Below are 25,326 nucleotides of genomic sequence, written 5' to 3'. Positions count from 1 at the left end.
CTTGCCGCGGGAGTGACGGGGAGTGTGTGATGGGGCTGTAAGGGTAGCACTCGTTGCAAACGAGCGCCAGGGCACTTTGGGTTATATTTTGACATTGTTAACACTGAATTTTTTATATGAAAGCCACAGGTTTTTATATCAGGGAAATACCGGGCCATTTTACCTGGCCGTTACGCCAAAAGGTGATGTACCCGGGGCAGTCTGTGGAAAGCGTTATCCTGGAAGATGATGCCAGGGGTACACATTTCGGATTGTATTCGGCAGATGATGAATTGCGATCGGTGATCTCGCTTTTCTACCGGGAAGACGGACGCTACCAGTTTCGGAAGTTTGCCACAGACACCACACAACAAGGCAAAGGCTACGGTTCGGCCCTCCTCTCCTACACTATTGATTTCTGCCGGAAAGAAAAAGGCCGGACGCTTTGGTGCAATGCCCGCAAGAGTGCTTCTTCTTTTTATAAACGATATCACTTTACGGAAACGAATACTACCTTCTTTAAAAAAGGACATGATTATGTGATCATGGAATTGCCGTTGTATCTATAATTATGTCTTCCCTTCGGGATGTATAAAAGCCCGAAAGGGTGATATATAGCCCCCAATGCTCCACAACCCCGAAACTCTGCTGAAACCAGCATGCACTATACCAGGTGTTGTATGACGTGATTTTTTAATCTTCAACTTAGAAATCTAATTGCTGGTATATATTTTACGCTTTTAATTTTATTAACCAGGATAGTATTTCTAATTATCATAATAAGATTGTATAGATATAATCCACCAATTATTAAAAGAACAGAAAGCATTGACAACGGAATAATTTGCAAATGAAAAATCATGTTCGCTATAAAAAACACATATAAAGCAAATAACACAATTGTCCATGTTATCTGAAAATTAAGAATCGATTTACCAACTGAATCAACATATTTCGTTTTGTCCTTTTTTAAGATCCATATGGCTAATGGTATTATAATCCCTAATAACGGAAAAGCTAAAAACCCTAATTGAGATAAACTTAATATTTTCACTACATTTTTATCTTCTTGAACCTGCCAGTCTATTAAATCATCGGGCGTTGCTTGTAGTGCAATAGAAAGTCTTTTTAAAGTATCGCCTCGTGGAACAGATTCTCCATGTTCAATTCGTTGAATGGTCCTAAGACTTAATCCCGTTTTATCTGCAAGTTCCTCTTGAGATAATCCTTTTTTAATTCTTAAATCTTTTACTCTTTTCTGTAATCCTGAATCTTCCATTTTTTATAAATTTTAAATTATTGAGTAAAAGTATGTTGTCTCAAACGTCGGTGTAACGTCAATCTTATGACTTTTATATGTCAACTTTGTCTTAGTAATTAAAAATATGTATTTAGTGTCAAAATTTTGCAGTCTTTCGTTATGCAACACCACTTGTTTGTATACTGAACCCTTATCTTTATATACTTCCAACCTGGATGGTTATACTAAATTTTTAATCATTTTTCTGTCTTTTAGCTTTTAGCAAAAACACAAAATTCTTAATGATACCAATTTACCGCCATTTTATTAATTTTTAAATAAATAGTTTTACGAAAGCAGATAAAAGCTCCCCTCTTCAGACGAAGGACTGTGCTGAGCTTGTCGAAGTAGGGGTGTCTCGCCATGTGGGACGGGGAATTTGACCAGGCCCGGGTCTTAGGTTAGTCCCTAAACTTTAATGCTTTCCCGTGGCTTGGGCTTTCAAACCCTCCGACCAAACTGAAGTTTGCCCACCTCCCTTCATCTGAAGGGAGGAGGTGTCACAAGTCCGGAGACTTGCCACGGGGGTGGCGGGGAGTGTGTGATGGGGCTGAAAGGGCGGCACTCGTTACAAACGAGCGCCAGGGGGGCTTATTTTATTGCAAATACATCATAAGATACTCCATTACTAAAATTCCCAACTCCAACGGTAATCAGGTAATTTAACCACTCATATTTTTTCGAACTTGTTTCAAAAACCGGAGTAGTTCTCCAGTAAGTTGTACCATTAGGGTTGTTGTAAAGGATTCCGGAATAGGTGTTATAGATTAATTGCCCGTCTTCCGTTTCAAGAAGCAGCCTAACATCTAATTTGGTGGTAGTAGAGTCTAAACGTACCATCCAATCGGCTCCGGAAGCTCGAACCTTACCTTTGAGTTTCGGTCCTTCAAAAGTTCCCCCGGTTATAGGATGGATAATTCGTTCACCTATCGGAACTTTACCAATATCAATAGAAGGGTCTAATGTCAGATTAAGTTTGAAAAGAAATTCAGATTCCAACTTTTGAGCATTTGCAGTGTTAGCAGTCAACAACACTATCGCTATTGCAATCAGGGAAGTAATTCTTCTTGTTTTCATACTATTTTTTTGATTTGAGGTTTGTGTTTAAAGCCTTGCAACCAACACACAAATATACACAATTGACCATCTCTATTAATAAAACACCTCAATCGCAAAAAGCAGTAGTGTTTACTTAGGATTAGAAAGTTCTGGCCAATTCATTATTTTGTATATCAAAACTTGTGCATGGCTAACGCTTTTACCTCAGGTATTTGTTTCGGCTGCGCTCTAACGAGGGCCAGGCCAGGAGGTGTATATTTTGGCAGTGTTCTGAATGTTTGGATTGGAGGGCAATGAGGAAGGGTTTTCTCGTGGGGGTGCATAAGTCCGGAGACTTGTCACGGGGGTGGCTGGAAGGGTGTCATGGGGCTGAAGGGGTGGCGCTCGTTTGCAACGAGCGCCAGGGGCAAATCATAAAGAAGGCGCAAACGTATCCAGGTTTCCAATAAAGTATTTAGTATGTAGAAAACTTTATGAAGGGTTTATACCCCGATTTACTATCTTTGGGTTATTTCAAAAAAATGAAAAAGGCGACATTCATATCGGCTATTCTTATTTTTAGTTTTATAAAACTATTTGGCCAACAAGATATAACAAAACCATTCAAAGATTGTGGAATAAAAGGCAGCATTACACTCTACGACTACAATGCTAAAAAATGGATAACAAGTGATATTGACGACAGCCAATTTCCGACATTACCTGCTTCGACATTTAAAGTAATCAATACCTTAATTGCCCTTGAGTCGGGCGTTATTTCTGATGAGAATGAAATCATTGACTGGCCGGGCACGACCGACACTATTAAATATGGTTATCGCCCGGAAATCTATCACGATATAAGCATAAAAGAAGCCTTTAAGGTTTCGGCAGGGTGGGCCTATATAGAACTTGCAAAAAAGATTGGGAAAGAAAAATACAAAGAATATTTGACCCAATGTAATTACGGTAATGTAGACCTATCTATAAACGATGATGATTTCTGGAATTTTGGAAATTTTGCTATTTCGCCTGCAAACCAAATAAAAATATTGATAGGTGTCTATGAAGAAACCCTGCCATTTGAGAAGAAATACTTCAGGATTTTAAAAAACATAATGATAGAGGAGCAAACGGAAAATTATACCCTAAGAGCCAAGACCGGTTGGACAAGAGATGGCGGCAAGGATACGGGCTGGTGGGTTGGCTATGTGGAACGGGATGACAATGTTTATTTTTTTGCAACACGATTAATAAAAAACAGGGATGAACCCAATCCTGATTTTAATAAGTGTAGAAAGAAAATTACAAAGGATGTTTTAAGACAGTTAAATGTTCTTGGAAAATAAGAAATCTACCTTAATTATAGTCCAATAATAATTCGTTAAAAGGAATTGAAAGGGTGGTGGCGCGCCAGGGGCGTTCCATTTTTCTCACTGGTGCTCGTTTTGAGCAAAGCGGAAACGAGTACCTTACGTAAAAAGCGTTTGTAACGCGCTTAAAAAGGCATTACAAATGCCAAATAAATTGGAACTCGGTGCAACCGAGCACCAGATGGGGTCAGGGGCTAGCTTTTATTTTTTGCTTTTGTTAACCCTAATTGGAGGGTGTTTTTCTTCCAATTCTTTGAAAAACTCAGAAAGATTGATATTTCTTTCTTTACAAATCCTATATAGTGTTTCTACTGGGATACGGTATTCCTTTTCTCCTTTTAGTTTCCTCACTGTGCTTTCTTCTACATTGTGTTTGTTTCCAAATGCCACTTGGGACTTTCCTTCCTTGAGCCAAGGGGCTAACCAATTTACGGTTATATACTTACAGATAATTTTATTAATACTGTCCATCTAACAAAGAAAATAATCGGGGTTAGTAAAGTATCTCCATTAACTGTTTGATTAACTGTTTGATTATCTGTATTCCATTAAATCTCTAAGAGAAACATCCAAAACCTGGGTCAACGCCAACAAAGTATCAAAAGAAGGGTTAGTTTCTCCTCTTTCTATTTCCCCGATAGTTTTTTTGGATAAATATTCGCTTCTATCACTTAATTCTTGTTGAGAGATACTTCTGTTTTTATACTCGGTACTTTTAATTTTTTTCCTTAATTCGAGAACATGTTTACCAAATTTCTTCCTCTCTTTTATAAAATTGATAGTTTTCATAGTCTAAAGATCACGGTTAAAAGGAAAAATATTGGTAACCCATAGGGGACTATTTATAAAAAATGCTTATATTTGTTTTGCGTTACATATATTTGCGAGTCTTCAAATAGCAAAATATTAGAAGCCTTCGCTTAGAGTCTTAGATAGAAAACTGGCACTTTTCAATTACAACAAGGCAATAAGTGAAATGGCCTACGACCCGGGCGTGGGCTCACTTATCGTTGTAAGGGTATGCCAGTACCTCTATCTGATATGTTGAGTTCCACGCCTATTTTATTTCTGTGTAACTCTTCAATACTTTAAGCAACACCTTCTACACTTCTGGAGTCTTCGCCTGTTAAAGCATAACGGGGCGGTTTTGCCCTGTTATTTTGGGGTAGTCTGGAAAGGAAAAGGGACGCCTTTTCCTTTCTTTTAAATTATGCTCCCCTTCCCTTCTACTACCCCTGCACCTTTTCATTAACCTTAAAAATATTTATCTATGAAAAGAGTAGCCATTAAAAAAATACTCAACAGCCAGGAACCCATAGCCATTGTGCGGTACTTTGAATGGGCTATTTTCTCTAAAAACCACACTAATGTCAGGTATTCACTCCTGCGCTTAAACAGTGCATGTAAGGATATCGACGAAATAGACATCCCTTATGATGCGGTTTCCTTTGTAGTGTCAAAACTAAACCGTTTTGAACAGGTATTTCGCTGGGATGACGGGGGGGTTTGGGAACGTATGGCTTTCCGGGAAAAGGCAAAAAGGCTTGTACCGGGGCGGAAAATAGATCAATTAACCCGTTAATGACCATGAAATTATCCATACCGCAAATCATCGATAAGATTGTAAATCTTTTAGAAGTGCAATATATCTATCGCTCTACGGTAGAGGTAAAAGGAGAAGAAAAACCGCTTTTACTTATACTCTGGCAGGAAAGCAGTTCCGGGCTGCCGGATGACCTGGCCCCATTGGTGCACCAAGTGTTCCGGGAACATAGCGGTGTTTTGTTCCGCACTTATGCGCTGTCGTTTGCAGAACGGCAACTTCGGGAAGGCAACCTCTTTTTTATCGATGCCTGTAAACCGGAAAACCTTAAATATTGCATTCCCGGCCAACATCTTCCTACACTTACCGAAGGGATGGACATGGGTAAAGCCCTTGAAGCAGCCCAAGACCGTTTCCAAAAGGAATACAGCAAAGCCGCTGGCTTTAAGGAAGGGGCTTTGTTTTATATGGAGCAACAAAACCATGTACAAGCGGCCTTTATGCTACATCAATCGATAGAATTGGCTTACCGTCTTACGGAATTATTGGCCATCGGCAAGGAAAAGGTTTGTCACAGCATTGCCAGTCACCAAAAGTACATCAGGGCATTTATCCCGGAACTGGGTGCATTGTTCCACCCGGAAGAAGAAACAGTGCTTTTACAACTATTGGACGATGCTTATAAGGGCGTACGTTATGGAACGGATTATTACATTAGGCCGGAACAGATTGATAAGATATACGCAAAATCGGAAACACAACTGACTATGGTTAAAGAACTGTTCCGCACCAAGTGGGACGCATGTAAAAAAGAGGCCGTTGAAAAGAAAAAAGAGAACTCGTCTATTGCTCTCCAAGACAACCATAAAATCAGGAAAAAGATAGAAACGCTGGCTAAAAGCAAGTATTATAAATCACGTCCGGATTCTGATAAACTTTTTTATAAAGCAGATTTTCTGGTCAGTGGCCCAGCAAATGTGCTTTATGATATAGCGGGGATTATGAAGGTGTGTATTATTGCCCTGGGATATATAGACGGTAGCTTTTCTAGCCTTATTCCTCAACCCCATATGAATATACAGGCGGCGTTAGAGCATGCTTTACAACTAATGCCTTTTGAGGAAATGGAATGTATGGAAGCGATTTTGGAAGAATATATAGGGGCTTCCAATGATTGTTAGTTATGGATAGGGGTCTTCTTCATAAAGATTCTGCGAACACCGATTACCTTAAAGCAAGGAATTGGCTTCGGTTGCCTTCTACTTGCTTTTTGTTTGGGATGATGGCCGGGGCTGTTATCATGGCGGTTTTGGCCGTAATCTTTATTTGTTGATCTTTCCTTGTTTTTGGTTTTCTGTGAACCAGTTCCCGGCCTTCTGTTTTTGTGAGGGTCGGGATTTTTCTTGCTGGTTTTTATTCGTTTTCTATTTTAAAACTTACCCGATTCAGTATGTTAAAACTTCATATCCATAATTACAACCAGGAGTTTTGCAAATCAATGCCGTAAACTTTTTCCCTCTGTTAAGGGATTTTTGATTTTCAGTTATTAAAGTCGCTGGGTATGGGTGATGAGGGCTGTAAGGGTAAGGGTGGCACTCGTTGCAAACGAGCGCCAGGGGAGATTAATTACCAACTTCATTTTTGAAATCAATCTTTCCGGAGGGGATGGTTCCAGAACCATTTGGTGATATGCTCATGCTGTAATAAAGGTCTTGTTCTTTTAAAATAAGTGCTGCTCTTGGAGTTCCCGCTGCCTGATAAGAGAGCGTTACTACATAGAAAATATGCTCCTCGTTGGGATTAATCGTTTTTTGCAACCTGGTAGCCTTATTAAAATTAGCATCTAAAAAGGATTTTATTCCAGTTAGACCATAGTTGTACGATGATAGTTTATCATATGTCAATGTATCTGTTGGTAAAAACAGTTTTAAGTAGGAGTCAGGTGGAGTAAAAATTGCAAATGAATCAGCTGGAAAATTAATATTAAGTTCTAATGGAGTAGTTGTTTCATTGATTATCCGAGTCCAAAATACAGCAAATCCGTATCTTTTTCCTGACGAATCAAAATATTGTGTTCCATCGGGTGCAATGCTTCCACCTTTTGGAAGGCTGTTTTGTATGGTTATCCCTTTTCCGGTAGGAGATGCATATGTAGTGTCTGTATAAATATATCTTTCTAAATCCTGAATTAGCGATGGTTGCCTGTTGTTATTTTTTGTTGAGTCTATTATTTCTGTTTCAATAGCAACCTGGCCTGTTTTTGAATTACTTTTTTGACCGCAGAAACAAAGCCATGTAATTGCCAAAATCGATATTATTAAACTTTTTCTCATTTTTTTACTTGCTCACAACGGTTTAGGCCACACACTGTGGCGTGTGGCGGTTACTAAGGTAGTAAAAGAACCTGAACCATAGGAAAATCCTGCGGATTTTACGAGTAGGCATCAATACTAATAAAATGTCATGGTAAAAAGCCGGGAGTGTGTGATGGGACTGAAAGGATAGCACTCGTTGCAAATGAGCGCTAGTAGGTGTCGTTTTTTCATTTCTGTACAATTGTTGAATGCAATTGCTCTAGTTTCCAATTATTTTTGTCCTTAATAGCAATTACACTTTCCAACCAATGTACCGTTCCTAAAGTGTCTGCTTCTTTTACCCAGGTACCATAATTGTCATAGGCTATCCAAATGCTATTCTGGTTGTGTACTGCTTTTATGAAGCCAAATCGATTGCGTCTTTTTATGTTTTGGATTTCCGTTTCTTTACGCGCCTTGTTTATGTAATTCCTTATCGAATCATTATTCCACACAATACCGTTTTCAAGAAGCAAAAAATCGTCCGTGTAATATTTCTTTATTTTAGTTGAGTCCAAATCTGAAAAAATGTCTTCAAAAGAGTTTGTTATAAGATCTTTGACAGATTTAATGTCATTATTTACGGTTGAGCTGTAAATTTCAGGGTCGGTTCTATTTTCTGTTTTTGTTTTTTGGTCGCAAGAAATCATCCCAAAAAAGATCACTAATAGGATAAATATTTTCTTCATAAGTATTTGTTTAAATATTAGCGGCTGGCTTTACTTCTTTAGTTCTTCCAACCGGTTGATGGCGTTTGGATTTTGGGAATTTAACTCCAAAGACTTTTTAAAACTTTCAATAGCCTTTTCTTTGTAGCCCATGAACAGGTATCCCTCTCCTAAGCTATCGTAAAGGTTTGCAGAATTCGGATAAAGTTTTGTTGCCAATAAAAATACATGTATTCCTTGCATGGAAGTATCCGGATTGAAAACAAGTTGTAGTCCAAGGTGGTTTAAATGGCCTTCCGGAATTTCAAACGAAGGGTATATTTTTGCTATGGAGTCATAGCGTTGTAATAAGTTTTCATAGTTTCGGTTTGATGCCAGGGCGTTAAAATCCTGAAATGTGTACTCCTCTTTTTCCGGTTGTTTGGTTTTTAGAGTTACCAGGCTATTTGTAATTCCATTATCATGCGGATTGTTTTCGATGAACTTTGATGCGTTTTTATCCTTGTGTAAAGTGGCGTTCAAAAAATTCAAAGTGTACATCGCAACCCATTTGTAGGATTCCATGATTTCAGGATCGCTTTTGTCTTGTCTTTTATCCCTGTTTTCAAAGAGAACGCCCAAAGTACTGAAATAGCTATGGGTAAGGTTGTGAAACTTTAACCGATATGCCCTACTCTTGGATAAACTGTCGAATAACTGAAATTTTGTGTTGAGTTCTGCATTAATATGATCTTCTTTTAAGACTATATCGGGAATGTCTTTCTGTGCCATATGGATGTACGGGACATCTATATTTTGAGCATCGAAAAACGATGATTGGTTTAGCAGTTGATATTGGTATCTTTCTGTACCGTCAAGACTAACAATTGCCTTTACATTGTCGTTACGATTTTGCACGATGATATTTGATAAACCGCCAAAGCTAAAACCCATTATTGCAATTTTATCGTAATCGGCAACAGGAATTTTACCTGCTTCTTTCATCAAAAACTCTACATCCCTGGCCTGGGTTTCTATTTCCTTTGCACTGTTATTGCCGAACCTACGGGTTTCTGTTCCCCGACTTGGACCTGACACCACCACAAAACCGTGACTTGCCAAATATTCGCAAAGCGCAAAGTTCTCAATGGATGATGCCTGGAAACTTGGTGCATAGATAATTACCGGAAATTTTCCTTTTCCGAATGCTGCTTTGGCGTATGCTGTTGTTTGTTCTACAAGGTGTTTTTGCTTTGCAGGCGTGTTGGGATAATAAAACCAGTTCAGTATTTGTTCATTGGGCAAATGTTCCCATTCCTCTTCTTCTTTTAGGATTTCAAGGTAATCTAAAACCGCCAACGGCTCTCTGTTAACTGCATTTTGTTCGGAAGGATACCATATACTTACGGAAATAGGTCTTGCTACCGTCTCAAAGATTCGGCTGTAAGTTCTTGTGCTGTCAGAAGTTGTATAGTGCTGAAATCCTACCTTGTATTTTCCGTTTTCGAGGTCAATTTCTTTCAAAGATGTCTGCCCCAGGGTTAGATTTGCCAGAAACAATATTAAGATGATAAGTATTCGTAGTTTCATAGTTTGGTTGTAGTGTTTAACATAAAGATGCGGATTCTTGTTGATTGTTACAGCTAGTTTTTTCAGCTTCCAATAAAAAGACAAGCATTCTTAATGATGTCAATTTAGGACTATTTCGTTAATTTTCAAACAAATAGTTTTTGGTCTTATCTAAAGATAAGCACTAAAAAGCTCCCCTACTTCGGCTTTATTTATCCTGAGCGTAGTTGAAGGGCTCAGCACAGGCCTCGAGGCGAAGGGTGGGCCGCTTTAGCGGGTCGGGGAGTTTAACCCGGCCCTGGTCCTGGGTTTATTACTAAGCATTAATGCTTTCCCGTGGCCCGGGCTTTCAAACCCTCCGACCAAACTGAAGTTTGCCCACCTCCCTTCGTCTGAAGGGAGGAGTCTTTTTTGGTTTGTCCCTTTAAGTAGGTATACGTTCTAAAAACACCAAAAGCCCCGGACCGGGGCTTTTATCGCATGCCATAAATTATTTTTGATGAGGACATACAAGCTCTCAAAGATGTCCGTCCGGATCGGTGAAGTACCCAATATATCCTCCCAATACATTATCGATTTCCGCCGGCCCCGCGGAAGAGCCTCCCCCTAGCGCTCGTTTGCAACGAGTGCTTATCGCATCTGGCATTTGTAATGCTTCTTTACCCCGTATTATGCTTATACGTTGTAAGCAGTTCGTTGTTTTACGCTTCGATGGCCTCTATTCCCTGTCGCTTAAGTTCTGCAAGATGGTCTTTCATGGCTTTGAGTTGCTCGGGGGAGTGTCCCTGCCAATCGGTTACCTCTCCGATAACTTTAAACGGGTACAGGGAACGATAGGATTTTGTAGGATTGCCTGGAAATTTTTTGTCCGTTAAATTCGGGTCGTCCTCAATGGAGCCGGTTGGTTCCACGATATAGATCCTTTCACGTCCTTCGCCTTCGGCAAGTTCGGCTCCCCAAACAGCAGCGTCGAGGGTAGCTGAAAGATAGATATATTTTGCCTTTTTCTTTTTGCCGTAGTTGGAGTTAAAGCCAACTTCGATGAAGTCGCCTGTTTTCAGATTGGCTTTAGTGCCATGATAGAACGTTTGTGCATAATCTATTGTACTGTTTTTTTCCATGGTTGTTGTATTGTTTTGGTTGTCTTTTCCTGGGTGTTGGGGTACGTCTTCCCTATATCCTATGTGCTGCGTAATATCTTTTCCAGCTTTCTGCCCCTGGCCAACTCATCTACCAATTTATCCAAATACCGGACCTTCTGTGTCAAAGGGTTCTCGATGTCCTCTACACGATATCCGCAGATGACTCCGGTTATGAGGCGAACATTGGGATTTAGGGAAGCCTCCTGGAAGAAGGTTTCGAAAGTTACATTATCGTTTATCAGCTCCTGTATTTTTTTGTCATTGAAGCCTGTTAACCACGTTATGACCTGATTCAATTCCTCTTTTGTTCTGCCCTTCTTCTCCACCTTTGCAATATACATGGGATAGATCGAGGCAAAGGTCATTTTTGCAATACGCTGGTTGTGTGTGTCGGTGTTCTTCATGCCTTGTATTTTTGTGTTGATTTTTTGTGATAGTACGGTAAATACTTTATTTATAATCTGAAATGTTCTTACCTAAAATTATATCCCTTGTTCCTACCCAAATGTCTCCCTCTTTCGTCAAGGTCAAAAGTCCTGAACTTCCTCCCCTGGGAGCATCGGGATTAATTTCTTTATCCGTCAGTAAAGTATCTCCTTCAAAATGATAGCTTCCGAGCCAGTAGTATTTTCCATCAGGTTCCAGAATTGTGGGGTGTATATGGGCCGGGGCGGACCTGTCGGGGTAAACCCCGGGTTTTAGTGTATAAAAAGTATACTGTCCATTAATGCCTGTTTTCACCCAGCCTCTTATATAACCGTGTCGTTTTGCCCATCCGGTCTCGTTTCCTTTTGTGGCATATATTCCGTTCTGGTCCGTATGATAGATGTAGAGTATTACATCTTTGGCCGGTGTCTTTCCATCGCTTTGATAAATTGTTCCCGACACTTTTATTCTAAGTCCTTTAGTATTGAAGTCGGGTAAAGTGTCCACAGCGGTTAACTCTCTGTCTCCATATTCAAAAATGGCTTCACAGCCTTCACAGGGCCCACCTACAAGTCTTTGAGTGTCCTGACTTTGGGAATTTGCGCAGGAAGACAATAAAACTGTTAAAAGTATAAATGTTAATGTCCGTATCATTGTTCCTTTTTTAAATTACCGCCAACTTGTTTATATACAGAACTTTTATCCTTTTACACCTCCAATTCGGATGGTTATACAGAAGTTTTTAGCCTTTTTCCGCTTTTTTAACTCCCACTATCTTAATGACAACAATTTACCACCATTTCATTAATTTTCAAATAAATAGTTAAGGCTATAAGGTGGCACTCGTTGTAAACGAGCGCCAGGTGTAAGGGTGGTAGACTCGTTGTAATCTTATTTGTTTTTGTATAATTCTATAACTCGTTTCAAGTCTGTTGCGTTGTTGATCTCATAAAAATAGTTGAGTTGCCATTTTTGAGCTTGTTCTGCTTGTTTGTTATTTGTAACGTCCCAGGAGGGATAAACTCTAAAGGCCCTTTTTCCTTCCTTTTTGTCGGTTGAAATTATTCCTTTTTTGATGAGCACGGATTTTGGGAATACAAATTGTCCCTGCTGGTTTGTAGTTTGCACGTTTACCACATAGAAGTCAATAGGATCTGTTTCATGAAATGGTTCAATCGGGCCCTTTGCATTCCGTTTCCAAAATGTTACAAATTGCCCTGTTTTTTTAGGTGTTGTCTTTGCGTTTCTGCAAATAACAATCAGCCCGTTAAGTTCAAATTGACAGGCTTCGTACTCTTTACTTTCCGTTTCGGTTTTAAAATCTGAAATCTGAAGTGAGCATTTATCATAAATCATGTTTTTAATTTCGGCAAGTTCACTATTCATCATTTTCAGTATCGGTTTGTTATTCAATGATCACGATTTTTTCTCCTGTTGCTGTGCTCAACGAATGTATAGGGAGGTGGCACTCGTTGCAAACGAGCGCCAGACCTTGTTGTATTATTTTTTTATTGCAGCAATTATAATAAAGATCGGCCTTCTCATTTCATCTTTCATTTCGGGATAATTTTTTAAAAAATCGTCTGATGGTTTAGGTTCCGATATTTGTTGGATACAAAAATCAGAAGCAATGGTGGTATTTATAATAGTCTCCAAAGTCCGATGATATTTAATGACCTGATGTCCGAGAAACCGGGCTTGTCTTTTACCTTCATCCTGATAGTTATCAATCGGCCAGTGTAGTCGGTTTCCGTTTTTGTCGGTAAACCAATCTTGTTCGGCCCTTGAAGTAAAGACAGGGTGTTCCATGGAGAATACAAAGGTCCCTCCTTTTTTTAAAACACGATTGATCTTACGAAAAACGACTTCCAGGTCCTTTATGTAATGAAAAGCAAGTGAACTTATAACAATATCGAACTTTTCAGGCTCGAAATCCATATCTTCGATGGCCAATTGCTTATAATCGATTGTCAGACCTTTGGAATTTTCTTTTGCCCTGGCAATCATTTTTTCAGACAGGTCAACTCCAGTTACATTTTCAGCACCTTGTGCTTTGGCATAAATGCAGTGCCATCCATATCCGCAACCAAGGTCAAGCACATTCCTACCTTTAAAATCGGGCAACATTTCACGCAAAACATACCATTCTCCGGCGGCATTCAGGCCCTCAACGGAACGGGGCATTTCTCCATAACTTTTAAAAAAGTCATTATTATCGTATTTATTCTGTTTCATTTCTCTAACCTATTATTCTCATCTTATTTTTCAACCCGTCGCCAGCGGTTTGGCCACACTGCATTTCAATGCTGTTCAGGCCTGGTTCGCTATATTTTTTTATCGCGCCACCATTTAACAGCTTTTTCTTCTTCTCTTTTTATAAAACTATTCTTTCCATCGTTATATTCATTTCCGTCTTTCCAGTTATTTAAGCTCAATGCCTTCTTCAGGGCTTCATACTGTTTTCTGACTTCGGGGTGTTCGAGTAAATAATCCCTGAATGCTATATGCCGATGCCATTCAGGGCTTTTAAATTCCCAAATATGAACATGACACTGTTTATTGAGATGAATGCTCTCATGAGGAATAGGATCATCTTGTGTGTATACATTTTTAAATTTCACATGGTCCTCTTTATTTTTTAATCCTACAAAGAACCTTCTGTATGGCATCATAGCATTATAGGTTTCATAATATATATAACGATTTTGTATCATGGGTTCAACCGTTCTGTCCAGGTCATCAGCACTGTCGATCCCAACCGCAATATCAATTATTGGTTTGGCAGCCAGATTGGGAACAGAAGTGCTTCCTACATGTTCGATCTTCGGATTCAATTCGCCTAAAATCGTTTTTAAATCATTTTTTATGTGGTTGAATATAACCGGCCACTCCGGATTATATGCTACGACCTCGATTTTCATGGATTGTATTTAACTTGTTTATAGACGGAACTTTTGTCTTATTGTTCGCTGGTGGTGAGCCATACCGGATTTTTATTTGTTTTTTGTCTTCTAACTTTCAGTAAAAAACCTGTAAGCGTTTACAGCTTTAAACCGACACCTACTTTAATCATACTGAGATTTTTATTATAATATACCAGTTCCTTGTTATAAAAGATCGTGTCAAATTGCACATGGAAAAATATTTGTTTAAAGCAGGGGTAATATAATCCGGCATTTAAGTTCACTCCGTTATATGTCTTGCTTTTAAAAGCATTATCTCCGGTTGAATCAAAATCGAAAGCATATCCCAGTCCTAAAGAAAAGTCTATGTTTGGGTATGAAAATAATTTAGTTCTCCCAAACAGCTTTGGTTGAAATATATAGTGATTTCTAGTAAATTTCGTTCCTCCGTCATCTACTTTGAACTTTAAGTATGAGGTATTTAACCCAATATCGAAATTAATTTTTCGATTTTCTGTAATATTGTATTTAACTCCAAGGTCAATAATACCATTGAAATCGATAAAACTCCTGTTATTTGCTTTTTCATTAATTAAAATCGGGTAACTGGCTTCAATGCTGAATTTTGAATTCTGAGCAAACAATTTCATTGAAAATATCAGAAGAAAAGTTAAAAGGATTTTTTGTTTCATAATTTTGTTTGAATTATTTGTTTTTGGAGAGAGCTATATTTTAAAAAGGTGGTATTTATTGCAAACAGGCGAAGGGTTATAATGTTTTATGTTTAAAATCTATAACCAACTCTCAAATGCAGATTTAAAGCCGCGTCACCCTCATCTTCGGAATAACCGGCCTGCCTGGCAAAAATGTAGCTATATCCGAACCCAATCCCGGTTTCATAGGTGAAATGGTTTCCAATATTCCGTCGTATGCCCCAGGTTGGTATTATTGAAATATCGCTGATGATCCTGATATTATCATGGTTAGAGATTACAAACCAATCGGGGTGATAGCTTGTTTTTATGGATATAAAATTTCCGCTGTTCCCGTCGGTCCGCCTTGATTTGCTTTCTCTTTTGTTCAGGTTATAATACCATCTCGGTTCAAGCGTAATGACCGGGGTTAACAGGAACCCTAATTCATCGTAATAATTGTTTCTCCAGAATCCGCTGTCAAACCCGAGTTCGCTTCTCAGGGCGATCTGGTTGGATAATCTTGCTTCGTGATGCCCCCAAATGCCCAAAAGCCCGGCCTGAATGCCAAAAGTTGATTGTTCTACACTTACAGTTTGGGATTTTGCTATAAAAGTCAGTCCGCAGAAAGTTAAGGTCAGTAAAATTTTCTTCATTTAATTTTGTCTTTGTGATTTGTTGTATGGATTTTTAATGATGCCAAATTACATTATTTTATAGATTTTTAAGTAGTTTTCTTATATCCTGACAGGGAAATTTAACCAGGAGAAACTTTAATCCATACGGTATGTGATGGGGCTATAAGGATGACACTCGTTGCAAACGAGCGCCAGGCTTTTTACCTGGTCAGTGCAGCCGCCAGGTTGTTTTTAAATAATAAAGGATTGTCAATCCAGCTATTGTGCCCGGCATATGCAATGATCTTTAACTCAATCCTGTTGTATCCTTTGAGCAGGGTTTTCAATATTCTACCCTGAAAGTCAAAAAAATCGTGGTCGCCGTTAATTATGGTCGTTTTGGCCTTGTTATTGAGAACGTCCCGGTAATCGTAACTCCAGTTCACTGTTTCTGTCATTACCGATGAGGCTTGTTTGTAGTATGCCCTGCCTCCTTTTAAAAGATGATGTTTGCTAACATCGTAGATATTAATGGCTGCAAAATTTATCCGCCAGTATTCCGTAAGGTCTTTGTGGGATAGTCCGGAAGTATCAATATCCTGTACCGAACGCAGGTTATCTATTCCTTTGGCTTTGAATGGCCCGATCAAGGTTTTTACTTCTTTTCTGTTTACCAGGAAATCGACCTGTTTCTTGTGCCGTTCGGAAAAAACATTTCCCAGGCTGTCTGATCTGGGCAGAATTGTACCGGAAAGGACCAGATGCGATACCAGGTCCGGATGTTGTTCGGTAAATTCCATACCCACCAAAGTGCCCATAGAATGACAAAAAAGTTTGACTTTTTTCAGCTTCAGGGCTTTTGTCAGTGCCAGCAGGTCGTCAATGTTTTTTTGAAAGGTGAGGTTTTCTTTCTTTGTTGGTGACATTAGTGAGCCTCTCTGGTCGTATAGTACAAAGCGGAACTCCTTTTCCAGCCCCTTAATGGCATCTGTCATATAATCGTGGTTGGCGCCAAATCCGCCATGGACCACTATTACCGTGTCTTTGCCATGGCCCGTTTCCTTTACAAAGATATCCACGTCTTCACATTGTAAATACCATTCCGTATAATTTTGGTCCTGGGCCGGCAAAAAAACCGATTGTAATAAGGCCAGGACAAGCAGTAAAATTCTTTTCATGGGTCTTTTCTTTTCTGTAAAAGACGTTTGGAGCAGGGTTTTGTTACAGTGTTAATTGGTGGCACTCGTTGCAAACGAGTTCCGGGGTTTAATCGGCAAAGGTTTCGGTGAGGAGCGTTTGCAGCTCCTGCCAGGACTGTTCGTCGGCATTTTTGTTATAGGCCAGGGGCAAATCGAATTTTTTACCGAGAGAATCTGCTGTTTTGTTGGTAAAGGCATGTACTGCACCGGGATAGGAAATATATTTATAATCGGCTCCTACACTGTCCATTTTCTTTTTAAAAGCACTGACCGTTTCTTTGGAAATGTAAGGGTCATCTTCTCCGTTACACAACAATAACCTGCCTTTGATGTTCTTTGTGGGTTGCGGGGGCATCAATCCGCCGTGAAACACGGCCACGGCATCGAGGTCCATGCCCATGTTGGCCATGACCAGCACCACACTACCTCCGAAACAATAACCGATCGCAGCTATCTTCGTGGAATCGACAGTCGGGTGGTTTTTCAGTATCTTGTTGGCCGCTTCAAACCGCCCGCTGGCCACATCCATATCGCTCATTACCTTTTGTACAAACTTGCCTGCATCTTCGGGGTGGTGTGCCTGTTTGCCTTGGCCATACATATCCAAGGCCAGGGCAGTGTAGCCCAGTTTTGCAAGCATATCGGCACGCTTGCGCACAAAATCGTTATGGCCCCACCACTCGTGGACAATAAGAATGCCCGGGCGTTTTTTGTCTGTTCCTGCATCATAGGCCACGTAACCCTTGAGGTTGGTGGTATCGGCCTTATAGTTGATTTCTTCTCTCTTAATGTCAACGGTTTCAACAGCTTTCGGTTCTTCTGTTCCGGAAGGGTCTGTTTTTTTAGTGTTCTTGCAACTTCCCACGATCAGGGCAAGAAGCAGTAACGCAAGGTGTTTTATACTGGTCTTCATATGGTTTGTATTTATTTGTTTTTAATGGGTCGAATAAGGTGGCACTTGTTGCACCTGTGCTGAGTTTATCGAAGCAAACGAGCGCCAGATTTGGAGCAGCCGTCCCCATCCCGGTTGAAAAGAAAAGCATAATAAAAAGTGGATTATCGATTTTATCCTGAAAAGCTATATAAAATCCACAGTTTACATCCTTCTATTCTGTTCCGGAATATAATAATATGACCCCATTACTGGCTCTCGCCCCGTAAACAGCCGTTGCCACCTTGTTTTTTAAGATCTTTATGCTGTCGATATCTTTGGCCTCGTAGTTCTTCAATTCCTCCGGAGCTATGGGTGCGCCATTCAATACAACAAGTGGTGCAGGGTTTGCCGAAATGAGGCTCATACATGGCCCTATTCCATTACGGACGGGTTTCGGTTTTACGATTGTCGTATCTTGCCTTTGAACCTGAACCTCTTTATGGTCCGGTTCTAAGGTATAGTTTAATTCTTCCTGCATGATGTTTTTAACCTTTATATAGGCACTGGAAGGTTCCTGGGCAAAGGCATTTAGTTTAAAAAAGCACAGGAGCGCAAAGAGGCTTATCTTTTTCATTGTTTTTCCTGGTAAATTAAAATAGAGGTTTTGTAGTACGCTTAAACGAACGCAAGGGAATTTTTCGTTGTCTGTCCCATAAAATCCCTTTACTTACAAATTGCTTTCTTGTTTATCCGATAGGTCCAATCTGATGTACTGTCTTTTATCAGATAGCTCAACTGCGGTTCTGTTATTTTATATCCGCCAATTTTCTTTACTGCCTTTTGCGAACGAATATTGTTTTTGCCCACGTAGAATATAATATCATCTACAAATTCAAAAGCATAGTCCATCATCAACATCTTTATTGACCTGTTATACTTCCCGCCCCAATAATTCCTGGACAAAAACGACCAGCCAATTTCAACGGCATTCTCTACATTCTTAACAGGTTTGAACCTTGTGCTCCCGATAATTTTATCATTTGATTTGTCTATGATGATCAGTGCGCCTTTTGACTTTAATGAATCCGTGAAGAATTTGGAATACTCCTCTTTCCTGTACCGGTCCGGGCAAGGATGCTGTGCCCAGATCAAAGGGTCTTTTGCTACTTCATAGAGTGGCTCAAAATCATTTTCCCTGAGTGGTCTCAGAACTATTAAATCATTGTTCAAAGTTGGTTGTAAATGCATCTTATTTTATGGAGTTATACTCTTAATTTCCATACAACCCGTTGTATCACTTTGGGCCTGCTTTGTGGAATCTCTGTGCAACAACGCAACGGATTCATGTACACAAAGGTTACCCTTTAAAATTCAGATCATCGAAACCCCGTTCAAATCGGTGGTAAGCACCTCGCTCATATAATCGAAATAAGGGCGTATGGCCCGGAATGACTGGTCTACCAGTTCCGGAAAATCCTTGCTCAGCACTTCATTATCCGTAAGATTTTTGGTGAAGATATACTGCTTTTTCCGGATCAGGTCTATGGCCGGATGGTCCCTGTTAAAACCTTTGGGCGCTGTTTTTACCTCCTCCCCTTTGAGCTGGCCCCAAACGGATTGAAAGGTTTCATCGTTAATGATCTCCTTCATTTCGGAATCGTCCATTTCAATCTCCTTGCGAATGCGGTGCAGATCATTTTTTTCGGGCTGCCAGAACCCTGTGGCCATAAAGGAATTTTTTGGTTCTATATGCAGGTAATACCCCCCTCTGAACTCCGGTTTTTGCCTGTGGAAGCTAAGTCCGAAATGGGTTTTGTAAGGTTGCTTGTTGGCCGAAAAACGTACATCACGGTATATCCTGAAAAGTTTGACACGGTCCAGAGCATCGTGCATTTTCATCTTTTCAAAAACGATATTACCGGTATTTTTTATCTCGGCTTCTGCTGCCTTGAACCGCTTTTTGTTTTCGTTAAACCAGTCCCGATCGTTATTGGTTTTAAGTTCTTTCAGAAAGGTAAGGGTTTCTTTGGAGATCATAACAGAAGGTTTTGGCTGGGTGATGGCATTCGTTGTAAACGAACGCCAGGCCTGTATTAAGATTTAATTTTTTCCTTTTTATTTATTTGTAAGATCAGGTTTGTTAAACAGCATAAAAAACCCAGGGCTAATATAAAGTATCCCAATACTCTAATTTCAAAAAGAAAAAAAGCCATTAACCCTATTGTTGAAAATACAAGACCGATCAATAAAAGTATATTTTTCATATTCCAGAATTTATGCTACAAAAAGTACATTAAAACCATGGTTAATATACTGTAAATATAACCATTTTCGGCTACACTCCCTATTGTTCCTTGTTATGGATCAGCAAATTGCCGCTCTGATCCCGGGCACACGTTGGAGTGCATACCTGCTTCCCAAGTTAATTTATTCTAAAAACCATGATCTTCTCCAATGGCGGCGGGAAATTTGTGTAAATTTCGGATCATTTGAAATCGTGTTTTTATGATCATCCGAAAAGCGACAAGAGAAGACTCCCAAATCATAGCCCCTTATATAATGCTGGCCATGGGTGAGATAGCCCGTCAGTTTATCGGGGAGAATAATCCTGAAAAAGCAACGCTACTCCTCGAAGATCTGATAGCCCGGAAAGGCAATCAGTATTCTTATGAAAACTGCTGGGTAGCCGAAAATGAAAATAAAGTTATCGCGGCTGCCCTTGTATATGACGGAGCGCAACTCAAGGCACTCAGGAAACCAGTCAGCGAAGAAATAAAAGCACGGTTCAACCGGGAGCTCAACCTTGAAAGTGAAACCCAGGCAGGTGAGTTCTATATTGATTGTATAGGCGTAAATCCCGATCAACAGGGTAAGGGCGTCGGTTCAAAAATGCTTCGGTTCCTGATCGATAAATATGTTCAAAAAGAAAACAAAATACTGGGATTGCTGGTAGATAAAGACAATCCCCTGGCCAAAAAATTATACCTGAGATTGGGGTTTGAAATTGTAGGAGAAAAGACCCTCGCGGGGAAAAGCATGGAACATCTGCAATGCAGAAAGTGACTTTTTTTGATCCGCAACTTCAAGACTTAAGACGTAGGCCCCATCATATTTTAGTCCTACGTCTTAAGTCCTACAGTCTTACATCCTGGCAGGGGTCGCGGATGATAAAAAGGTTGCTTTTATTTCCCCCAGTTTTGGAGCCTGTCCAGATATAAATTCGCTTCTACACGCTTCCGGTGTTTTTTATCGGTGAGTTTTTCGAGTAACTCCAGCGAAGATATATAACTGGCAAGATTTCCGTTGGAGGAAATGAATTTACCGTCTTCTACATAGCTTACCGAGGCATCGTCCTGTACCTTGAGGTTCGGATAATTTTCCTGGAGTTCTTCTCCCCCGCCGATATATGTTACTATTTTCATTCCGTCCGCTATCCCCGATTCGCCGATGAGATGGGCCCCGGCACAATTGCTTACCGTGTAATCGGTATGAGTATTCTGTTGTTTTATAAAGTTGACAATGTTGTCGTTCTTTACCGTTGTACTCATATCGTAAGCACTCGGCACGAAAATAATATCGAGCTCGGGACAATTGCTAAACGTATAATCTGGGAGCATAATCAGGCCTTCTTCACTCACAACGGGGTCCATGGTCTCGGCTATGGTGATCACGTTAAACAGTTGCACCCCTTCTTCAGAAGGTTTTGTAAAGACATCTATGGGGGCGGTCACCTCTGTCATCAATACCTGGTTATACATGATCAGTCCGATCGTGGGCAACCCTTTTTTGATCTGTTTCAGAGGTGCTTTTTTCTCTGCAACTTTCTCTACGACGGGATTGTTGCCCTCGTTCTGGTTCTTGCTTTCGGCTTTATCTGCATTACAGCTCACTAAAAGGCCCATCAGGGCCAGGGTAACTATTTTAAGTGTTTTCATATAAGTCTGTTTTTATTTTGTGATGAATTTGTTGGTACTCACAGCAATCCTGTTCCAGGAGTTTATAGCGATGATCTCCATGATCATCTGGGCGAGGTATTTTTCCCCGAATACGGCCAGTGCTTTTTTATACGTTTCCTCGCTCAGTCCCTGGTGGCTTATCAAGGTCACTTCTTCGGTAACTTTGAGGAGGATCTGTTCTTCTTCGGTAAACAGGTCCGTTTCCTGCCATGCGGGCAGCAAACGTATTCTTTGTTCTGTTTCGCCCTGTTTCAAGGCTTCCAGGGTATGCAGGTCTATGCAAAATGCACATTTGTTGATCAGGGAGGCCCTCATTTTTATAAGTCCTTTATGTGTCTCGGAAAGTTCGTTTTGATTCAGGTACTTTCCCATGGCGAACATGGCTTTGTAAGCCTGCGGTTCGATAGCGTCGATTTGAATTCTCTGTTCCATTTTTATGTTTTTTTAAAAGTATAAAACAAAGGTACCCCGTGTATTACGGAAAAAACTTGAACCAGTTCAAGAAAACTTCCGGCCTCTTAATTTACTGAGGTATTCGGGTGTTAATCCCAGATAGGTAGCCAGCAAATATTGTGGTACCCGGTTTACAAATTCAGGGAACTGGTTGGCAAAATGAAAAAATATTTCTTCCTTGGAATAATTGAAGATATACTTAATCCGCATTATAGCCGCTCCATAGCCAATTTCATAGACCTGCCTGAAATACCCTTCCATTTCCGGATGGCGGGCAAACAATTCCTCTAGCTTATTACGGGTGATATAAAGTACTTCGGATACTTCTACAGCCTGAATGTAAAAATCGGTCTTGTTTTGATAACGAAAGGCCAGAAAATCGGTGATCCACCACTTTTCAATAGCAAATTGCACGGTCTTTTCTACACCATTGTCATCAATAAAATAGGCATGGAGGCAACCTTTTTCCACAAAATATGCCTTATCGCATTTTTCACCGGCCTCTATGAGGGTCTCCTTCTTGGCTAAACCCAGGCGGTCAAAACAGGTATCGATATCTTCATACGGTATTTGAGCCGTTGGTATAAATTGTTTAATATGATCATAAAGTACACTGCTCATAGGGCGAAGGAATAAGGAAAGGCCAATTTACTGAGGTTTTGGGAACTTTCAAATAAATAGTCCTGATCTTTGTTGTAAAAGGTTCCGTTCATCCATTCCACACCATAATCATACCTTACAAGGAGGCACTCGTTTCCGCTACGCTCAAACGAGCGCCAGGGGAATTCAGGGCCACCGGAACGCAACCTACCCGGTATTCTTCCATCTATATAACAGATCAAAAACATTACAATTATGAACCTTCGTGCACTGATTCTTTTACCACTTGTCGTTTTGCTCTTTTCCTGTTCTGACGACGACAATCCCACAGATGAAAACCCCGTAATTGAAAACCCTCTTTTAAACCATCCCTATCCGCAGAAATGGGAATTATTTAAAACCAAAGGCGCTTTCGAAGGGTCAGAAGCCACAGGAGAGGATATGGAATGGCAGGAGACCTATATGCTCTATTCAGACAGTACCTTTACCAAGACCAGGGTGAAGAAAAACGGAACAATGACCGGCCACGGAACATTTTCCATTGTTGAAAACGAAGGTGAGGTTTTTTTCTCTCTTACTTATACGGATAAAGACAACCCGATTATTGTAAGCTGTTCGGGCAATAACGAAGAACACCTGTACTTTCGCCCGGACGAGGAAGCCTTGATAAATGGAGCAGTAATCTGTGACTGGGGCAGTTCTTTTTATAAAATAGTGAAATGACCCCGCTATTTTAACCGCACATATTTCTCAATATTCATATGGTCTACACCCGCTTCTTCTATTTTTTCAATGCCTTTGGTACTTAAGGTATCACCTGCTATCTGATATTCCAGTTCAAAACTGTTGTTTTCCCATTCCCGGGAATTGCAGTATTCCAGGTGTTCGGTATAAGTATTTCCGTCCAGGGAATAGGTGCCTCCGCCGGAGACAAAAATGGCAGTGCTGTCCCTGCCGCCGTTCAGGTCGTGCCGTAAAAAGGCAAAATGGGAGTCGTTGATTATTTTTATCATTTCCTGCCCTTTGGTATAGTCGGTAAATACAGTGTCCCGCCCTTCGATGGTCATCCCGGAAACCAGTTTCCAGGTGCCCGTTATGGAGGATTGGCCTCGTTTTATTCCGGTTGTACAGGATTGCAGGGTTATAATTATGATGATCGTTATTAAATATGGTGCTTTCATGTTTTGGTTGTGATTCATGTTTCCGTTTTTATATCGGGAAATCTTTCTATTGATTGATCAAATTCCAGAAACTCATTTTTCGCCGAAATACAAATCCCAGTTTTTCATACAGTTTTATGGCTCCGGTGTTAGTCTCCGCAACATGTAGATAGGGGTGTTTTCCTTTGTCCAATATCTGTTTACAGGTATGGGACACCAATTGTTTGGCATAGCCTTTCCCTGCGTGCTCCGGATGCGTAACTACGGCACTTACCTCGGTATATGCATCCATCTTCATGCGCTCACCGGTAACGGCAATCAATTTATGGTCTGCAAATATACCGTAATAGTTGCCCAGGAGAGTGGTGTTCTTCTTAAAATACCCGGGCATAACCAGATTTACGAGATCGGATAGATCTTGTTGGTGTTCTTTTTTCAATTCAATAATTTCATTCCCGGGCTCTATTTCTACTTCCTGCTCCAGTATCATTTGATCGCACACCAGTTCTTTTTGCAATTTCAGGGAAGGCCCGAGATGCGGTTTTTCTCCTACAACAAAGAAATTATCCTCCAGCTTTGCATATTCTTCTATATCATTGGCACTATGAATGTTTTTAAAACCTCCGAAAGGACAGACTTCCGGTTGGTAGAATTTTACACTTTCATAGGGCATGGAAAATTCACGATGTGTTTCGTTGAGGGAATACCACACCGGATTGTCCAGTTTGGTTATATCTGATTTCACGGGTATATTCATTTTTAATAATTATACATGGGGGATGCAACAGGTTAAAATGCAAGCCGGAATACTCCCCGGCCATATTTTATTTTCTGGTAAAAGCGATCTTCAGTCCCATTAAAATAAAAACGGCTCCCGAGAATTTGTTCATCCAGTAATCCACCTTCGGGTGCTCCGTAAACTTTTTGGAAAATGTCCCGGCAAAAAATGTGAGTATAAGAAACCACACCGTACTCAAAAGCGCAAAAGTGCCGCCCAATAACATAAAAGGCAAGGGGTTCTGAAGCTGGGCCGGATTTATGAACTGCGGAAAAAACGCTATGAAAAAAAGGGCTACCTTTGGATTCAAAATATTGGTCACAAGCCCGGAAAAATAATTTTGCCTGCTTGTTTTTTGGGGTTGCCCCTTTCCGTAAACAGGCACTGTGCCTTTTTTGGTCATAAGTTTTGCAATGCCCAGGTAGATCAGGTAAGCCGCACCTATATACTTGATAGCCATAAATATCACAACCGATTTTGCCACGATCATGGAAAGTCCCAAAGCGGCAAAAACCGTATGTACCAAAATCCCCGAATTGATCCCCAGGGTGGAATAAAGTCCGGCTTTTTTTCCCTGGCTGATAGATTTATTTAGAACAAACACGGTGTCTATACCGGGGGTTATAATAAAAATTACGGCCGTGACCACGAAGGCCAGAAAATTTTCTATTCCCATAACTTCATCAGGTTAAACTGTTGTACTTGAAAAGAAAGAACGAAATT

Annotated in this window: 33 protein-coding genes; 6 read left to right on the top strand and 27 right to left on the bottom strand. The window is 40.3% G+C overall.

What is annotated here, in order from left to right; all coding sequences use genetic code 11:
• Nucleotides 1-116: 116 nt before the first annotated feature.
• Nucleotides 117-548, top strand: a complete 432-nt coding sequence (locus KN811_RS19810; protein ID WP_187964049.1) for a GNAT family N-acetyltransferase — start codon at nt 117-119, stop codon at nt 546-548.
• Nucleotides 549-679: 131 nt separating this feature from the next.
• On the opposite strand, the gene KN811_RS19805 is transcribed toward KN811_RS19810, so the two are convergent.
• Together KN811_RS19805 and KN811_RS19800 are read right to left on the bottom strand one after the other, a co-directional pair.
• Entirely contained in the window at nt 680-1,258 is a 579-nt protein-coding gene (locus KN811_RS19805; RefSeq protein WP_187964048.1) for a helix-turn-helix domain-containing protein, read from the bottom strand.
• Nucleotides 1,259-1,870: 612 nt separating this feature from the next.
• Nucleotides 1,871-2,356: a DUF3237 domain-containing protein gene (locus KN811_RS19800; protein WP_187964047.1), complete on the bottom strand. Its 486-nt coding sequence runs from the start codon at nt 2,354-2,356 to the stop codon at nt 1,871-1,873.
• 503 nt (nt 2,357-2,859) lie between these two features.
• Between KN811_RS19800 and KN811_RS19795 the strand changes: the two genes are divergently transcribed.
• On the top strand, nt 2,860-3,666 hold the full coding sequence (locus KN811_RS19795; protein ID WP_187964046.1) for a penicillin-binding transpeptidase domain-containing protein: 807 nt from the start codon (nt 2,860-2,862) through the stop codon (nt 3,664-3,666).
• 225 nt (nt 3,667-3,891) lie between these two features.
• On the opposite strand, the gene KN811_RS19790 is transcribed toward KN811_RS19795, so the two are convergent.
• Together KN811_RS19790 and KN811_RS19785 are read right to left on the bottom strand one after the other, a co-directional pair.
• On the bottom strand, nt 3,892-4,161 hold the full coding sequence (locus tag KN811_RS19790) for a transcriptional regulator (RefSeq protein ID WP_187964045.1): 270 nt from the start codon (nt 4,159-4,161) through the stop codon (nt 3,892-3,894).
• 63 nt (nt 4,162-4,224) lie between these two features.
• Nucleotides 4,225-4,479: a helix-turn-helix domain-containing protein gene (locus tag KN811_RS19785; RefSeq protein ID WP_187964044.1), complete on the bottom strand. Its 255-nt coding sequence runs from the start codon at nt 4,477-4,479 to the stop codon at nt 4,225-4,227.
• Nucleotides 4,480-4,960: 481 nt separating this feature from the next.
• Between KN811_RS19785 and KN811_RS19780 the strand changes: the two genes are divergently transcribed.
• On the top strand, nt 4,961-5,272 hold the full coding sequence (locus KN811_RS19780) for a hypothetical protein (RefSeq protein ID WP_187964043.1): 312 nt from the start codon (nt 4,961-4,963) through the stop codon (nt 5,270-5,272).
• Nucleotides 5,273-5,277: 5 nt separating this feature from the next.
• Nucleotides 5,278-6,414, top strand: a complete 1,137-nt coding sequence (locus KN811_RS19775) for a HEPN domain-containing protein (RefSeq protein ID WP_187964042.1) — start codon at nt 5,278-5,280, stop codon at nt 6,412-6,414.
• A gap of 441 nt (nt 6,415-6,855) precedes the next feature.
• Here the strand turns inward: KN811_RS19775 and KN811_RS19770 are convergent, their stop codons facing one another.
• The 17 genes from KN811_RS19770 to KN811_RS19690 form a co-directional block, all read right to left on the bottom strand.
• Nucleotides 6,856-7,566 (bottom strand): hypothetical protein, encoded by a 711-nt coding sequence (locus KN811_RS19770; RefSeq protein WP_187964041.1) that lies wholly within the window; start codon nt 7,564-7,566, stop codon nt 6,856-6,858.
• Between the two features lie 209 nt (nt 7,567-7,775).
• On the bottom strand, nt 7,776-8,276 hold the full coding sequence (locus KN811_RS19765; RefSeq protein ID WP_187964040.1) for a DUF4440 domain-containing protein: 501 nt from the start codon (nt 8,274-8,276) through the stop codon (nt 7,776-7,778).
• A 30-nt stretch (nt 8,277-8,306) separates the two neighbouring features.
• Nucleotides 8,307-9,824 carry a dienelactone hydrolase family protein gene (locus tag KN811_RS19760; RefSeq protein ID WP_187964039.1) on the bottom strand — a complete coding sequence of 506 codons (1,518 nt, stop codon included), beginning with the start codon at nt 9,822-9,824 and terminating at the stop codon, nt 8,307-8,309.
• Between the two features lie 680 nt (nt 9,825-10,504).
• A complete protein-coding gene (arr, locus tag KN811_RS19755; RefSeq protein WP_187964038.1) occupies nt 10,505-10,924 on the bottom strand; it encodes an NAD(+)--rifampin ADP-ribosyltransferase in 420 nt (139 codons plus the stop codon).
• 59 nt (nt 10,925-10,983) lie between these two features.
• Nucleotides 10,984-11,349 (bottom strand): DUF2200 domain-containing protein, encoded by a 366-nt coding sequence (locus KN811_RS19750; protein ID WP_187964037.1) that lies wholly within the window; start codon nt 11,347-11,349, stop codon nt 10,984-10,986.
• A gap of 46 nt (nt 11,350-11,395) precedes the next feature.
• A complete protein-coding gene (locus KN811_RS19745) occupies nt 11,396-12,025 on the bottom strand; it encodes a dioxygenase family protein (RefSeq protein ID WP_187964036.1) in 630 nt (209 codons plus the stop codon).
• Nucleotides 12,026-12,262: 237 nt separating this feature from the next.
• Nucleotides 12,263-12,760 carry a MepB family protein gene (locus KN811_RS19740; protein WP_345725264.1) on the bottom strand — a complete coding sequence of 166 codons (498 nt, stop codon included), beginning with the start codon at nt 12,758-12,760 and terminating at the stop codon, nt 12,263-12,265.
• A gap of 111 nt (nt 12,761-12,871) precedes the next feature.
• Complete coding sequence (locus KN811_RS19735; RefSeq protein ID WP_187964035.1) at nt 12,872-13,606, bottom strand: class I SAM-dependent methyltransferase; 735 nt, start codon at nt 13,604-13,606, stop codon at nt 12,872-12,874.
• Nucleotides 13,607-13,695: 89 nt separating this feature from the next.
• Nucleotides 13,696-14,292 (bottom strand): GrpB family protein, encoded by a 597-nt coding sequence (locus KN811_RS19730; RefSeq protein WP_187964034.1) that lies wholly within the window; start codon nt 14,290-14,292, stop codon nt 13,696-13,698.
• Nucleotides 14,293-14,411: 119 nt separating this feature from the next.
• Nucleotides 14,412-14,966, bottom strand: coding sequence for an outer membrane beta-barrel protein (locus KN811_RS19725; RefSeq protein WP_187964033.1), 555 nt, complete (start codon nt 14,964-14,966; stop codon nt 14,412-14,414).
• A 92-nt stretch (nt 14,967-15,058) separates the two neighbouring features.
• Nucleotides 15,059-15,622, bottom strand: coding sequence for a hypothetical protein (locus KN811_RS19720; protein WP_187964032.1), 564 nt, complete (start codon nt 15,620-15,622; stop codon nt 15,059-15,061).
• A gap of 182 nt (nt 15,623-15,804) precedes the next feature.
• Nucleotides 15,805-16,761 (bottom strand): alpha/beta fold hydrolase, encoded by a 957-nt coding sequence (locus tag KN811_RS19715; protein ID WP_187964031.1) that lies wholly within the window; start codon nt 16,759-16,761, stop codon nt 15,805-15,807.
• An 88-nt stretch (nt 16,762-16,849) separates the two neighbouring features.
• Nucleotides 16,850-17,695 (bottom strand): dienelactone hydrolase family protein, encoded by an 846-nt coding sequence (locus KN811_RS19710; RefSeq protein WP_187964030.1) that lies wholly within the window; start codon nt 17,693-17,695, stop codon nt 16,850-16,852.
• A gap of 193 nt (nt 17,696-17,888) precedes the next feature.
• Nucleotides 17,889-18,290 (bottom strand): TonB-dependent receptor plug domain-containing protein, encoded by a 402-nt coding sequence (locus KN811_RS19705; RefSeq protein WP_187964029.1) that lies wholly within the window; start codon nt 18,288-18,290, stop codon nt 17,889-17,891.
• Nucleotides 18,291-18,379: 89 nt separating this feature from the next.
• Nucleotides 18,380-18,904 (bottom strand): GNAT family N-acetyltransferase, encoded by a 525-nt coding sequence (locus tag KN811_RS19700; RefSeq protein WP_187964028.1) that lies wholly within the window; start codon nt 18,902-18,904, stop codon nt 18,380-18,382.
• 123 nt (nt 18,905-19,027) lie between these two features.
• Complete coding sequence (locus tag KN811_RS19695; protein WP_187964027.1) at nt 19,028-19,693, bottom strand: DUF2461 domain-containing protein; 666 nt, start codon at nt 19,691-19,693, stop codon at nt 19,028-19,030.
• A gap of 56 nt (nt 19,694-19,749) precedes the next feature.
• On the bottom strand, nt 19,750-19,920 hold the full coding sequence (locus KN811_RS19690; protein WP_216334970.1) for a hypothetical protein: 171 nt from the start codon (nt 19,918-19,920) through the stop codon (nt 19,750-19,752).
• A 241-nt stretch (nt 19,921-20,161) separates the two neighbouring features.
• Here KN811_RS19690 and KN811_RS19685 point away from each other — a divergent pair, with 241 nt between their 5' ends.
• Complete coding sequence (locus tag KN811_RS19685; protein ID WP_187964026.1) at nt 20,162-20,719, top strand: GNAT family N-acetyltransferase; 558 nt, start codon at nt 20,162-20,164, stop codon at nt 20,717-20,719.
• Nucleotides 20,720-20,838: 119 nt separating this feature from the next.
• Here the strand turns inward: KN811_RS19685 and KN811_RS19680 are convergent, their stop codons facing one another.
• From KN811_RS19680 to KN811_RS19670, 3 genes are all read right to left on the bottom strand, one after another.
• Nucleotides 20,839-21,591, bottom strand: a complete 753-nt coding sequence (locus tag KN811_RS19680; protein WP_187964025.1) for a DJ-1/PfpI family protein — start codon at nt 21,589-21,591, stop codon at nt 20,839-20,841.
• 12 nt (nt 21,592-21,603) lie between these two features.
• Nucleotides 21,604-22,044, bottom strand: a complete 441-nt coding sequence (locus tag KN811_RS19675; protein WP_187964024.1) for a carboxymuconolactone decarboxylase family protein — start codon at nt 22,042-22,044, stop codon at nt 21,604-21,606.
• 66 nt (nt 22,045-22,110) lie between these two features.
• Nucleotides 22,111-22,686 (bottom strand): Crp/Fnr family transcriptional regulator, encoded by a 576-nt coding sequence (locus KN811_RS19670; protein WP_187964023.1) that lies wholly within the window; start codon nt 22,684-22,686, stop codon nt 22,111-22,113.
• A gap of 234 nt (nt 22,687-22,920) precedes the next feature.
• On the opposite strand from KN811_RS19670, the gene KN811_RS19665 reads away from it, so the two are divergent.
• On the top strand, nt 22,921-23,388 hold the full coding sequence (locus tag KN811_RS19665) for a hypothetical protein (RefSeq protein ID WP_187964022.1): 468 nt from the start codon (nt 22,921-22,923) through the stop codon (nt 23,386-23,388).
• Nucleotides 23,389-23,393: 5 nt separating this feature from the next.
• Here KN811_RS19665 and KN811_RS19660 read toward each other — a convergent pair whose 3' ends face one another.
• The 3 genes from KN811_RS19660 to KN811_RS19650 form a co-directional block, all read right to left on the bottom strand.
• Complete coding sequence (locus KN811_RS19660; protein WP_247716570.1) at nt 23,394-23,864, bottom strand: hypothetical protein; 471 nt, start codon at nt 23,862-23,864, stop codon at nt 23,394-23,396.
• 28 nt (nt 23,865-23,892) lie between these two features.
• On the bottom strand, nt 23,893-24,570 hold the full coding sequence (locus tag KN811_RS19655; RefSeq protein ID WP_345725263.1) for a GNAT family N-acetyltransferase: 678 nt from the start codon (nt 24,568-24,570) through the stop codon (nt 23,893-23,895).
• Nucleotides 24,571-24,649: 79 nt separating this feature from the next.
• Nucleotides 24,650-25,279, bottom strand: a complete 630-nt coding sequence (locus KN811_RS19650) for a LysE family translocator (RefSeq protein ID WP_187964020.1) — start codon at nt 25,277-25,279, stop codon at nt 24,650-24,652.
• Between the last annotated feature and the right edge of the window lie 47 nt (nt 25,280-25,326).

Origin of the sequence: Sinomicrobium weinanense, assembly GCF_018863395.1 — a bacterium.
In the GTDB taxonomy this organism is placed as follows: Bacteria; Bacteroidota; Bacteroidia; order Flavobacteriales; family Flavobacteriaceae; genus Sinomicrobium; species Sinomicrobium weinanense.
The sequence above is the reverse complement of the archived record's forward strand: the minus strand, read 5'-3'. Positions and strand labels throughout refer to the sequence as shown.